Source organism: Aquirufa sp. Wall-65K1 (genome assembly GCF_054558475.1).
On record NZ_JBPXKD010000003.1, the window covers coordinates 195,219 to 208,458 of the forward strand.

At 36.8% G+C, this 13,240-nt stretch carries 14 protein-coding genes; 12 read left to right on the forward strand and 2 right to left on the reverse strand.

The annotated features are described in order from the left end of the window. Positions 1-388 precede the first annotated feature (388 nt). Both recJ and ACST15_RS06140 read right to left on the reverse strand, forming a co-directional pair. A complete protein-coding gene (gene recJ, locus ACST15_RS06135; RefSeq protein ID WP_459453812.1) occupies positions 389-2,119 on the reverse strand; it encodes a single-stranded-DNA-specific exonuclease RecJ in 1,731 nt (576 codons plus the stop codon). Positions 2,120-2,329: 210 nt separating this feature from the next. Next, positions 2,330-2,890, reverse strand: a complete 561-nt coding sequence (locus ACST15_RS06140; protein ID WP_459453813.1) for a sugar transferase — start codon at positions 2,888-2,890, stop codon at positions 2,330-2,332. 236 nt (positions 2,891-3,126) lie between these two features. On the opposite strand from ACST15_RS06140, the gene ACST15_RS06145 reads away from it, so the two are divergent. The 12 genes from ACST15_RS06145 to ACST15_RS06200 are packed head-to-tail and all read left to right on the forward strand — an operon-like array spanning position 3,127 to position 13,180. Beyond that, a complete protein-coding gene (locus ACST15_RS06145; RefSeq protein ID WP_459453814.1) occupies positions 3,127-3,621 on the forward strand; it encodes an ArsR family transcriptional regulator in 495 nt (164 codons plus the stop codon). Between the two features lie 9 nt (positions 3,622-3,630). Further along, entirely contained in the window at positions 3,631-4,050 is a 420-nt protein-coding gene (locus tag ACST15_RS06150; RefSeq protein ID WP_459453815.1) for an adenylyltransferase/cytidyltransferase family protein, read from the forward strand. 27 nt (positions 4,051-4,077) lie between these two features. Continuing rightward, entirely contained in the window at positions 4,078-5,166 is a 1,089-nt protein-coding gene (gene gmd, locus ACST15_RS06155; protein WP_459453816.1) for a GDP-mannose 4,6-dehydratase, read from the forward strand. A gap of 5 nt (positions 5,167-5,171) precedes the next feature. After that, complete coding sequence (locus ACST15_RS06160) at positions 5,172-6,104, forward strand: GDP-L-fucose synthase family protein (protein WP_459453817.1); 933 nt, start codon at positions 5,172-5,174, stop codon at positions 6,102-6,104. Position 6,105: 1 nt separating this feature from the next. Further along, complete coding sequence (gene neuB / locus ACST15_RS06165) at positions 6,106-7,122, forward strand: N-acetylneuraminate synthase (protein WP_459453818.1); 1,017 nt, start codon at positions 6,106-6,108, stop codon at positions 7,120-7,122. Beyond that, positions 7,116-7,547 (forward strand): N-acetyltransferase family protein, encoded by a 432-nt coding sequence (locus ACST15_RS06170; protein ID WP_459453819.1) that lies wholly within the window; start codon positions 7,116-7,118, stop codon positions 7,545-7,547. The genes neuB and ACST15_RS06170 overlap by 7 nt, the downstream gene beginning before the upstream one ends. Then, a complete protein-coding gene (locus tag ACST15_RS06175; RefSeq protein WP_459453820.1) occupies positions 7,544-8,386 on the forward strand; it encodes a sugar phosphate isomerase/epimerase family protein in 843 nt (280 codons plus the stop codon). The genes ACST15_RS06170 and ACST15_RS06175 overlap by 4 nt, the downstream gene beginning before the upstream one ends. After that, positions 8,377-9,825: an aminotransferase class I/II-fold pyridoxal phosphate-dependent enzyme gene (locus ACST15_RS06180; protein WP_459453821.1), complete on the forward strand. Its 1,449-nt coding sequence runs from the start codon at positions 8,377-8,379 to the stop codon at positions 9,823-9,825. The genes ACST15_RS06175 and ACST15_RS06180 overlap by 10 nt, the downstream gene beginning before the upstream one ends. Continuing rightward, the gene (locus tag ACST15_RS06185) at positions 9,822-10,505 is read left to right on the forward strand and encodes an acylneuraminate cytidylyltransferase family protein (protein ID WP_459453822.1); all 684 of its coding nucleotides are present in this window, start codon (positions 9,822-9,824) and stop codon (positions 10,503-10,505) included. Before ACST15_RS06180 ends, ACST15_RS06185 begins: the two co-directional genes overlap by 4 nt. A 6-nt stretch (positions 10,506-10,511) precedes the next feature. Then, complete coding sequence (gene hisF / locus ACST15_RS06190; protein ID WP_459453823.1) at positions 10,512-11,363, forward strand: imidazole glycerol phosphate synthase subunit HisF; 852 nt, start codon at positions 10,512-10,514, stop codon at positions 11,361-11,363. A 3-nt stretch (positions 11,364-11,366) separates the two neighbouring features. After that, entirely contained in the window at positions 11,367-12,020 is a 654-nt protein-coding gene (gene hisH / locus ACST15_RS06195; RefSeq protein WP_459453824.1) for an imidazole glycerol phosphate synthase subunit HisH, read from the forward strand. Continuing rightward, the gene (locus ACST15_RS06200; protein WP_459453825.1) at positions 12,017-13,180 is read left to right on the forward strand and encodes an N-acetyl sugar amidotransferase; all 1,164 of its coding nucleotides are present in this window, start codon (positions 12,017-12,019) and stop codon (positions 13,178-13,180) included. The genes hisH and ACST15_RS06200 overlap by 4 nt, the downstream gene beginning before the upstream one ends. Positions 13,181-13,240: the final 60 nt, after the last annotated feature.

Consider the following 13,240-nt stretch of genomic DNA (forward strand, 5'->3'; position numbering starts at 1 on the left):
ACAATCATCAGCTCTCTGTTGGCTGAGGCTCTCGAAGCCAACAGAGAGGAATTCTGCTATTCGACATTTGTAATGTCGAATATTGGTAAAGTAGGCTGGCTTCGAGTGCCTCAGCCAGCGAAGTGCCACATATTCTGCTATTCGACATTTGTAATGTCGAATATTGGTAAAGTAGGCTGGCTTCGAGTGCCTCAGCCAGCGAAGTGCCACATACCACGGATATGCTAAATCGAATGGTTAACTACACTTCATAAAATTCTTAAACCATTTAAATATAAATATCATGGTGGCTGAGGCCCTCGAAGTCACCATTATTGCGGAGTGAAAATTGTTATTTAGGTGGCTGAGGTTCTCGAAGCCACCGTACCTGAGGTTCTCGAAGCCACCATTACGCCATATCCAAAGCTCTCAACTGTAATTTTCGATTGCCTCTAAACTCATTCACCTCCAAGTGATAGACCAATGAAATGGGCTTCTGATTTAAATAGGCATCCATTAAACCTTCGTAAAAATCCGCTCGTAAGTTAAAAGCGATTACCTCCATCACTGGATTTTCGGGTTTATCTTGGACAAATAATTTCAGATGTGCTTCCTTCATAATCGTCGGAGGGGCACTTTGAAAAAGTTGGTTGCTTTGAAAAAGCGGAATCATATTTCCAGGTCCGAAAGGAGAAAGTCGGATTAATAATTTATCGTGAAAAGCCAGATTGAGAGCAGAAAGTGGAACTTCCATATCTATTAATAATTCGGCTTGAGGTGGATTTTCTGTTAGACCTATTTTAACTAATTCATCGAACCGCTGAATAAAGGCCGGTAAATCTTCTGGTTTAAGATGTAAGCCTGCTGCATGGGTATGTCCTCCGAACTGAACCAATAAATCCGCGCAAGATTCTAGTGCAGCATGAATGTCAAAACCTTTGACAGAACGGGCTGAACCAACTAAATGACCATTTGATTCTGTTAAAATGATGGTCGGACGGTAATAATGCTCTTGTAGTTTACTTGCCACAATGCCCACTACACCTTTGTGCCAAGAAGCATGAAATAGTACCGTAGAAAAGGCAGTTGGTAAAAATGCATCTTGCTGGAAGATTTCTAAGGCTTGTTGAACAATTTCTTTTTCTACTTCTTTCCGACTTTGATTTTGTTTCAAAACAGCCTCGGCTAATTGGCTTGCTTCTAGTGTATCAGATGCCAACAATAATTTAACGGCACCATGTGCATGGTCCATTCTACCGGCTGCATTAATGACCGGAGAAATAGAAAATACGATATCTGTAACTTGAATGGGAGCAGTTCTTCCTGCGTTTTGAAGTAAAAAGGCTAATCCTGGAGAAGCATTGTTGCTTAGTTTTTCTAGTCCAAAATATGTAAATATTCGGTTCTCGCCTGTGATGGGAACCATGTCAGCCGCTATACTACAAGCCAATAAATCGATACGTTCCCAGAGTGGTTCAGGTTCTAAAAAATTGGCTTCAATGAAAGCTTGTAGGAGTTTAAATCCAACCCCGCAACCCGTTAATTCCTTGAATGGGTAGGGACAATCTTTCCTTTTTGGATCCAAAACAGCCAATGCCTCAGGTAGTTGCTCCTCGGGTAAATGGTGATCACAAACGATAAAATCGATACCTTGTTCATTGCACCAAGCGACTCTTTCATGAGCTTTGATACCACAGTCCAATGAAATAATTAGACTGTAGTCATTGTCTTTGGCATATTGAACACCAGCTTGAGAGACACCATAGCCCTCTGTGTATCGGTCGGGAATGTAATAGTCGCAATCCGCCCCAAGAATTTCACTTAGATATCCATAAACCAAAGCGACAGAAGTGGTCCCGTCTACATCATAATCACCATAAATCAATATTTTCTCACCTGTTTCCAAGGCTAGGCCTAAACGCTCTACGGCCTTATCCATATCTTTCATGAGGAATGGATCATGAATCAATGATATTTCAGGCAACATAAATGCCTTGGCTTGGTCAAAACTTTTTATGCCCCTGGATAATAGTAATTGTAAGAAAAAAGGATTTTTAACGGTACTTAATTCTTGAGAAAGCTGTTGTAATGCTTCTTTTTCTGGAGGAGGCAACAGCGTCCATTTCTTTTTAGGCAACATAAAGGGTCGGCTTGTAGAGGTACAAAATAGTATGACTGTTTTTTATAATAAGGCTTAGAATGGAAGAATAGGAGGATGTTTCAATTAGGAATTTATTAAACAGGTTTTTAATCATCAAATCTCATAATAAATCTCCAAATTAAATGGCAAATTAGCAGATTATCATAAACATGATATATCCCACTAATCACTAATACCTAAACACTAAATCTAATGAGCCACCCCATCCCGTTTCACCACCTTCCAAGCAGTTAAACACATGATTTTCAGGTCAAAGAAAAAGGATTGTCTTTGAAGGTATTCGGCGTCGAAAGCCACTTTTTGTTCATTTGGAATTTCATCCCGGCCATTCACTTGGGCCCAGCCGGTTAAACCAGGAACCAATGTATGAACAGATGCTTCGGTTCTTGCGGTATTAAGATCGGTTTGGCTTGGTAGTGATGGACGTGGACCAACGAAGGACATATCGCCATTTAATATACACCACAACTGGGGGATTTCATCTAAACTCGATTTTCTGAGAAAAGAACCAATGGGCGTTAGAAATTGATCAGGATTGGTTAATAAATGGGTGGCCACCACAGGGGTATGGGTCAGCATGGTTCTAAACTTAGGCATGGGGAAAGTGACATTGTTTTTACCCATGCGAGTGGACCAATAAATGATGGGGCCAGAAGAGGTAAATCGGACCAACAAAGCAATGATGATAGCAGGAATTGCCAAAATTAGGCTCAAAATGATGGCTAAGAGTAAATCAAATAATCGCTTCATGGTTCATTGTAAGCCACAAATATAAGGAATTTGAAGCCTGTGGAGGCTTTTATTGAATTTATTACCACAAAATAAATTTTATTTCCCTATTTAATCTAAAATGTATATTTTTGTTACTCAATTTTGTATCAGTCTGCTCACTTAATATGTGAGTCAGGTGGGCGAAGCCGTAGCAAGCCATTCCTTTTCCTTTGCAATTAGACTCCATTTTTTCAGGTAAAATTCGTGTCAAGCTATTGACCAAACTCCTGCTTAACCCAGCAAGTAAGGTTTACTTACGTGGTTTAGAAAGGGAGTTGGGCGTGAGCAGTAATACCGTACGTTTGGAATTGAATAAATTGAATGAAATGCACCTGATTAAAGTTCAGGTAGATCCAGAAAACTCCAAGGTGAAACATTATTCGGTAAATACAACGCACCCTATGTTCAGTTCTTTGCGGGGAATCATCATGCAATTTGTAGGATTGGATCAAATCATAGAGCAGGTCATAGATAAATTGGGGAATGTGGAGAAGGTTTATTTGACTGGAGATTTGGCAGAAGGGAAAGATTCTCCTTTTGTGGATTTAGTGTTGATAGGTGATGTCGATAAAGATTATTTGTATCAATTAATTCAAAAGGCAGAGGGACTTATTCCTCAGAAAAAAATACGCGTAGCGGTGTATGCTAGCCAAGAGCAACATGCTTTCTTGGACAATTTTAATGGGCCGTATTTTCATTTGTTAAATTAGGTAGGTGGGATGAAGAAAAGAGTCATAATTGTCAGTGGGTATTTTAACCCTATTCACAAGGGACATATCGAGTATTTTAAACATGCTAAAGCACAGGGCGATTTACTTTTCGTCATTGTGAATAATGATTTTCAAAGAGCTTTAAAAGGAAGCAAGGAGTTTCAAGACGAAAAAGAGCGATTGTTTATTGTGGAGAATTTGAAAATGGTAGATCGATGTTTTTTATCTATTGATCAAGACCGTACCGTCATCACCACATTAAAATGGATTCATCATCAATTTGCAAAGGAGTTTCAACTGGTTTTTGCGAATGGCGGTGATCAAAATAATGATACAATCCCAGAAAGGTCCATTTGTGAGGACTTGGGTATTGATCTAATAGATGGGCTTGGGAATAAGATTCAATCTTCCTCCTGGCTGCTTAAATAAATTTACTAACAATAACACTGGTATAAAGTGAAAAAAGCAATCATTACAGGTATTACAGGACAAGATGGAGCCTATCTTGCTGAGTTTTTACTTCGCAAAGGATATGAAGTACACGGAATAAAAAGACGGGCTTCTTCTATCAATACACAGAGAATAGATCATTTATATCAGGATTCCCATGTACCTGATAGAAATTTGCATTTACATTATGGTGACCTTACTGATAGCACTAACTTGATTCGAATCATTCAAGAAGTTCAGCCAGACGAAATTTATAATTTGGCAGCGATGAGTCATGTGGCAGTAAGTTTTGAAGAACCAGAATATACGGCCAATGCGGATGGAATAGGAACCTTACGTATTTTAGAAGCGGTTAGGTTATTGGGATTAACCCAAAAAACGAAAATTTATCAAGCATCCACTTCTGAATTGTACGGATTAGTACAGGCTGTTCCTCAATCAGAAACGACTCCATTTTATCCTAGATCGCCTTATGCGGTGGCAAAATTGTATGCTTATTGGATTACAGTCAATTACCGAGAGGCATATAACATGTTTGCATGTAATGGTATTTTATTCAATCATGAATCTCCGCAACGAGGAGAAACTTTTGTGACCAGAAAAATTACCAGAGCTGCAGCTAAAATAGTATTAGGGATGGAGGATTGCTTGTATTTGGGAAATCTAGATGCCAAAAGGGATTGGGGGCATGCGAAAGATTATATCGAAGGAATGTATTTGATTCTTCAACAAGAAAAGCCAGAGGATTTTGTTTTGGCTACCGGAATTACCACGACCATCAGAGATTTTGTTAAAATGAGCTTTGCAGAGTTAGGCATAGAAATAGGCTTTAGAGGGGAAAATGAAGCAGAGGAGGGTTATATCCTAAGTAATAAAGGGGAATATCCACTGGAAGTGGGGAAAGTAATCGTAAAAGTAGATCCTAAATATTACCGCCCTACCGAAGTAGATTTGTTGATTGGAGATCCTAGCAAAGCCATGAAAAAATTGGGATGGAAGCCTAAATATGACTTGCCGGCTTTAGTGAAAGAGATGGTAGCTAGTGATATCCAATTATTTAAAAAGGAGGATTTCATTAAAAGAAATAATCTCTAATTTTCATGGAAAAAACTTCCAAAATTTATGTGGTTGGTCATAGAGGCATGGTGGGCTCTTCTATAGAGCGTAAACTACGTAAAGAAGGATTCCAGCAAATTATAGTTAGAACTTCAAGTGAATTAGACCTAAGAAATCAGCAAAAGGTCAACGAGTTTTTTGAAGAGCAAAAGCCAGAGTATGTCATCCTTGCAGCTGCTAAAGTAGGGGGTATTCTTTCAAACAATACGTATCGAGCTGAATTCATTTATGATAATCTCATGATTGAAGCTAATGTAATTCATGCTTCTTATGTACATGGGGTAAAAAAATTATTGTTTTTAGGATCATCCTGCATTTATCCGAAAATGGCTCCTCAGCCATTAAAAGAAGGGTATTTATTGAGTGGCTATTTGGAGCCCACCAATCAACCATATGCCATTGCAAAGATTGCGGGAATTGAAATGTGTCAGAGTTATCGCTTCCAATATGGATGCAATTTCATTTCGGCCATGCCTACCAATTTATATGGCCCTAATGATAATTACGATCTAAATAATAGTCATGTGCTTCCTGCCTTGATGCGAAAATTTATGACAGCTAAGCGCGATAAAGATCCCAAGGTTACTATTTGGGGAACAGGTTCGCCTAGGAGAGAATTTTTGCATGTAGATGACCTAGCAGATGCTTGTTTGTATCTATTATTACATTATAATGAAGCAGGTATTGTCAATATCGGGACCGGAGAAGATGTTGCGATTTCTGAACTGGCAGCCATGATAAAAGAGGTGGTTGGGTATGAAGGAGATCTAGAATTTGATCATTCAAAACCTGATGGCACGCCTAGGAAATTGCTAGATGTTCAAAAGCTTAACAGTTTAGGATGGCAATTTAAAATTCAATTGAAATCTGGATTACAATCAGTATATGACGATCTAGTAAAAAGTCAACCATTTTAGCATGATGAAGAAAACATATATTATTGCCGAAGCTGGGGTAAATCATAATGGAAATATTGATATAGCCATAGAATTAATCAATAAGGCGAAAGAAGCTGGTGTAGATTGCATAAAATTTCAAACATTTAAAGCAGAGCAAATAGTCACGCTCAATTCTCCCAAAGCAAATTATCAACTGCTGGTAACAGATTCCAATGAATCTCAGTATGAAATGTTAAAAAAGTTGGAATTGAGAATGGAGGATTACCCTCTTTTACTCAATCATTGTAAAAAATTGGGGATTGATTTTATGTCTACCCCTTATAATTTCGAAGATGTTGATTTTCTTGATTCGCTTAACATCGATAGTTTTAAAATAGCATCGGGACAATTAACCGAGATTCCTTTTTTGCAATATGCCGCTAGAAAAATGAAGCGGATGATTATATCGACAGGTATGGCAAACATGTCGGATGTTTTTTTAGCTGTTCAGGCTATCAGAAATGAGGGGAATGACGATATCATTGTTTTGCAATGCACCACCAACTATCCTTCTAAAATTGAAGATGCTAATTTGCTAGCTATGTTGGCTATTAAGGATGCTTGTAAAGTAAGGGTAGGGTATTCAGATCATGTAGAGAATAATTATGCCTGCCTTGCTTCTGTTGCACTTGGTGCAGAGGTTGTGGAAAAACATTTTACACTGGATAAAAACATGGAAGGTCCAGACCATTCTTGCTCTCTTGAACCAGATGAATTGAAGGAATTGGTTATTGGTATTAGAAATGTAGAATTGGCATTAGGAAGTGGATTAAAAATTCCGAGTAAGGCAGAAATTGACAATTCTGCAGGAATGAAAAGAAGTATTGTCGCCATTTCAAATATCAAGAAAGGCGATGTGATTCAAAAAAATAATCTTGGCTTTAAAAGACCTTCCAACGGCTTGTCGCCCAATATGCTCGGAGAAATTGTGGGTAAAGTGGCCTTGATGGATATAAATAAGGATGAGCCCATTCAAATGAATTCCATCAAGTGGTAGGAATAGAAATAGTAGCATTGAATGTTGAAAATATTGATTTGTTAAATCAATTCTTGTCAAATGCTGGCTCTTCTCTTCAAACTTTTAGGTACTTTCAAAAAAGGAGTATCAATACCATTCAAAATCATCTAATTACGTATGTTCTAAAAGAAAATGAACAAGTTATTGGATATGGTCATTTGGAAAGGGAGGATAATAAAGTGTGGTTAGGGATTTCATTAATTGAGTCAGCCAAAGGAAAGGGCTTTGGATTAATGATGATGAATTCCTTGATAGAAGCGGCAAGAAAAATGGACATTCCCTTACTTTATCTATCCGTCGATAAAATCAATTTAGCGGCAATCAATTTGTATAAAAAAGTGGGTTTTACAGAGCACGAAGATTTAAATGAGCATGTACTTTTAATGGAATTGAGATTGGTATGAAATTATATATAAGTACTCTTGCCTTTAAAAATTTAACCATTGAGGAGCTAATAAATATAGCCAAAGAGAAAAATTGGGCCATTGAATTTAGTTCAGGGATTCCCTTTCATGAAGGTAATGAGTTAATCTACCAAGAAGCGCCAATTGAAAAAATACCACATAATTATTTCCCAGCACCCCAAATTCCCTTTGTTTTAAATCTGGCAAGTTCAAATCCAGAAATACGGCAAAAATCAATTGATCATTGTAAAAAAGGATTACAATTGGCCAAACTTGCCAATGCACCATTTTTTTCAGCACATGCGGGTTTTTGTATCGATCCTAACCCCAACGAACTTGGTAGGAAAATAGAGATTAATAGTGTAATTAATAAAGAAGTACACATGGATTATTTTATTGAATCAATCCATGAGGTTTTAAATTATGCAGTTGAATTAAATCTTGACTTTTTGATTGAAAATAATGTAATAGCTCCATTTAATTTAGTTGGAAATGTAAATCCTTTACTATGTACTTGTAGTGAGGAAATTATAGAGGTTTTGGAGAGGGTAAATAGATCTAATTTTCATTTACTTCTAGATACTGGGCATTTAAAAGTTAGTTGCCAGACGTTGAGCAAGGACATAGATGAAGAAATTAAAAAGCTTAATAAATATATTAAAGCTATTCATCATAGTGATAATGATGGTCTGAAGGATTCAAATGACCTTTTAGATCAAAATTATTGGTTCCGTAAAAACATATCCAATTTCTCTGATATCATACATGTCTTAGAGGTAAAGGCACAATCAATTTTCGATATCGAATCTCAAATTAAACTGATTAATACATGGATGTAAACCAACTTACCATCACGGAAAACTGTGATATAAAAGTTGCCCTTTCTACGATTGATGCAACAGGTTTAGGGACTTTATTTGTAGTAAATGAAAACTCTGAATTAATTGGTGTTTTAACGGACGGAGACATTAGACGAGCCTTATTGCGCGGAGTAGGTTTAGATGTCTTAGTTACGGTCATCATGAATAGATCGTTTATTTCTTTGCCAGTTGAAACGGATGCCGCAGAAATTTTAAACAACTTAAATGAAACGATAAAAATCATTCCTTTAGTTGACTTTAAGAACAAGTTAGTGGATTATGCTTCTTCCAATAAAATTAGAAGAATATCAGTTTCTACCCCATTGTTGAATGGAAATGAGCTTGCTTACGTGACGGAATGCATTAAAACGAATTGGGTTTCCTCACAAGGCAAGTACGTTAAAAAATTTGAGGAGGTTTTTTCCCAGTATCATGAAGGCAGAAAATCTTTGGCCGTTAGTAATGGAACAGTGGCTTTACATCTTGCTTTGGAAGCATTAAAAATTGGGCCTGGAGATGAGGTAATTGTGCCAGACTTGACTTTTGCCGCATCAGTTAATGCCATACTTTACACGGGGGCCATTCCAGTACTGGTCGATATTGATCCTGTAACTTGGAATATAGATATTTCTAAAATTGAAAAATCAATTACAGAACGCACCAAGGCAATTATGCCAGTGCATTTATATGGGTTGCCTTGTGAAATGGATGATATAATGTCCTTGGCTACTAGGTATAACCTATATGTCATTGAGGATTGTGCTGAAGCTCTTGGGAGTACTTATCATGGTAAGGCAGTGGGTACTTTTGGTGATGTGGCTACTTTTAGTTTTTATGGTAACAAGACAATTACCACAGGTGAAGGAGGAATGATTGTGTTTAAAAATGAGGCTACGGCTGATTTTGGGGCATTATTAAGAGATCATGGCATGAGCAAATCAAGACGATATTGGCATGATTATGTAGGATTCAATTATCGCATTACGAATTTGCAGGCGGCATTAGGCGTAGCGCAGTTTGAAAGATTAGACGAGTTTGTTTCATCTAAAATTCAGAATGCGAAATTTTATAATGCGCTTTTCAATTCCCTATCTTATTTTGAGACCCCTTTTGATGACAAAAATTCTAAAAATTCGTTTTGGCTCTATACATGTCTAGTGAAAAAAGAGGCTCCATTCACTCGAGATCAATTGATTGAGTTTTTGAATCAGAAAGGAATTGAAACCCGACCTGTATTCTATCCAATGCACATGATGCCTCCCTACACTCAATTTGTGCCTCATTTAATTGAAAATTCAATTGATATTTCACAGAGAGGAATTAGTTTACCTTCTTCGGCAAGCTTATCTAACATTGAGTTAGAGTACATTAAGAAAATGGTGGTTTCGTTTGTCAATCAATTTGGAGTAAAGTCTTGAAAAAAATATTAGCCATCATTCCCGCTCGAGGCGGTAGTAAAGGACTTCCAGGTAAAAATATCATTGATCTTGGAGGGAAGCCTTTGATTAATTGGACTATCGATGAGGCAAAAAAGTCCAAGTACATCAATGAAATTTTCGTCAGTACAGATGACTTAGCCATTAAAGAAGTTGCTGAAAAAAACGGGATAGTTATCAATAGGCTTCGTCCGAAAGAATTATCGCAGGATGACACCTTATCTATTGATGTGATATTAGATGTTTTAAGTCAGCCTGAGTTTGCAAAATATGAAATTGTTTGCATGCTTCAGCCTACCTCTCCACTGCGTAAGGTCCAACATATCGACGAAGCATTTGAGCAATTTTTTGAATTGGATGCTTCATGTTGTGTTAGTGTTTGTGAAAATGAATATTCCCCATATTGGTCTTTTGAAATTCAAGAAGGCAAATTGAAATCGTTGTTTTCCGAAGACAGTATTCCTTTGCGTAGACAAGATCTTCCCCAAACTTATTCTCTAAACGGAGCAATTTATATTGCTAAAGTTGACTGGTTGAAAGAGACCAAGTCATTTCTGACGAAGCAAACAATAGCTTATGTGATGGGAGCAAAAGATTCCATTGATATTGATGATCAAGAAGATTTAGATGTAGCAAAATCAATTTTGAAAAATACCCAGTAGTGTAATATGAGTATAAGAATAATTCCACGTTTAGATATTAAAGGTCCCAATTTGGTAAAAGGGATAAATCTTGAGGGATTAAGAGTTCTCGGAAAACCCTCGGATTTTGCCAAGTACTATTATGAGCATGGTGCAGATGAATTATTGTACATGGATGTGGTGGCAAGTCTTTATGAGAGGAATAGCCTCCAAGATATCATTGAACAAACTGCCAACGAAGTATTTATCCCAATTACAGTGGGTGGAGGAATAAGAAGTTTGGAGGACATCAACCAGGTCTTGAGAAAAGGAGCAGATAAGGTGTTGATTAATACGGCCGCCATTAAAAATCCAAAACTTATACAAGAAGCCTCTAATTATTTTGGCTCATCTACTATTGTGATTGCAATGGAAGTCATTAAGCAATCCGGCAATAAGTATATGTGTTTCACTGATAATGGAAGGGAATATACGGGGGTTGATGCGGTAGAATGGGCTCAGAAAATACAAGATCTCGGAGCAGGAGAATTAGTGCTAACTTCAGTAGATAGAGAAGGAACGGGTAAAGGAATAGATTTGGATTTGATTATGACCATTTCTGAAAAATTATCTATTCCACTAATTGTCCATGGAGGGGTTGGTAAAAAAGAGGATGTATTAGAAGCTGCATTGGCATGTCCTAAAATTGATGGTTTTGGAATTGCTTCCATGTTTCATTATGACTTCCTCAAGGAATATGATGTAATGAATAAAAACTTTGAAGAAGGCAATCTTGATTTTGTGAAAAAAGGCTTACATCCCAAAGGAATTAATCCCACGAGCATTAATAGCCTTAAATTATTTTTATCAGAGAATAATATTGATGTAAGATTAACTTAAATTATGAGTTCTATCAATAAAATTGCTATCATCGATTATGGCATTGGTAATTTATACAGTGTCAAGAAAGCATGCGAGTATGTAGGTCTTGATCCGATCATAACTGATAATAGAGATCAAATTGCAAATTCAGAGGCATTAATTCTACCTGGTGTGGGAGCATATGGTAATGCCATCAAAAATCTTCAGGATAAGGATTTAGTTGATTGTATCCATAAATTTTCACAAAGTGGAAAGTATATCATGGGCATATGCCTAGGCATGCAATTATTGATGGATTATAGTGAGGAATTCGGTATACAAAATGGACTTGGTTTGATAGAGGGAGGATGTAAGAAATTTAATTTCAACGATGATACTAAAGTTCCCCAGATAAATTGGAATAGGATTTATATATCTGAAAACGAGGAAGATAGATTTGATGTCAATTCATCTTTAAGTAGCATAAATAATGGTGCTTACATGTATTTTGTTCATTCATTTTATGTAGACCCTACTGACAAGGGGCATATTTTAAGTAAAACTAGCTATAGTAATTTCGAGTACTGTTCTTCCGTGAAGAAGGATAATATTTTTGGCTTTCAATTCCATCCAGAAAAAAGCGGGGTGGAAGGTTTAGACATTTACAATAATTTTAAAAAATTGATAAAAAAATGATAGAGAAAAAAAATACGAAGGAACGGTATAACTTACCCGAAGAAGTGCGTTTTTGTAAAAAATGTGTGATGTCGAATCAACGACCAAGAATCACTTTTGATGAAGAGGGAGTTTGTTCTGCCTGTAATTTTGCGGAGTACAAAAAGCACAAATTTGATTGGAATAAACGCGAAGAAGAATTGGTAGCTTTATTGGATAAGCATAGGAGAAATGATGGATCCTATGATGTGCTAGTGCCATGTAGCGGAGGAAAAGATGCCGCTTACATTGCGCACGAGTTAAAGCATAAGTATAATATGAACCCTTTGACAGTTACTTGGGCTCCTCATATTTACACTGAAATTGGTTTTCAAAACTTACATAATATGATTCGAGTGGGAGATTTGCCTAATATTTTGGCCACTCCTCCAGGTCTTACCCATCGCAAGCTGACTAAATTGTCTTTTGAAGTTTTAGGTGATCCATTTCAGCCTTTCATCTATGGGCAATATAACTTTCCATTGAAAGCTGCTGTTCAGTATAATATTCCCCTAATCATGTATGGAGAAAATGGTGAGGTAGAGTATGGTGGAGATATGAAAAATGCATTTAAGCCTACTAGGGATTACAAAGGCGATCAAGCTAAACATTACTTTTCAAATTTACTTCCTGAAGATTTTGTTAAATATGGTCTGAAAAAAGAGGATTTATTGCCATACATGCCACCTAAAGATGAGGAGCTTGAGAAAATAGGAACAGAAATACATTTCTATGGGTATTACAAAAAATGGGTTCCACAAGAAAATTTCTATTACTGCGTTGAAAATACGGGATTTAAACCAAACTCAGTAAGAAGTGAAGGTACATATTCCAAGTATGCTTCTTTGGATGATCAACTGGATGGTTTCCATTATTATTTATCGTTCATCAAATTTGGTATCGGAAGATGTACATCTGATGCGGCTCACGAAATCAGAGATGGTCATATTACTCGGGAAGAAGGGGTAGCCTTAGTCAAGAAATTTGACGGCGAATTCCCACAAAAATATTTCCAGACCTTCCTTGAATACTGTGATATTACAGAAGAATATTTCTTCGATGTAATTGATAGTTGGAGGTCTGATCACATTTGGGACAAGAATCCTGATGGAACATGGGCCTTAAAAACGACAATTTCATAGGCCAATTATATAGTCATTTATTGAATACCGATTTAGGAATAGCGTAATCAAGTAGTAATA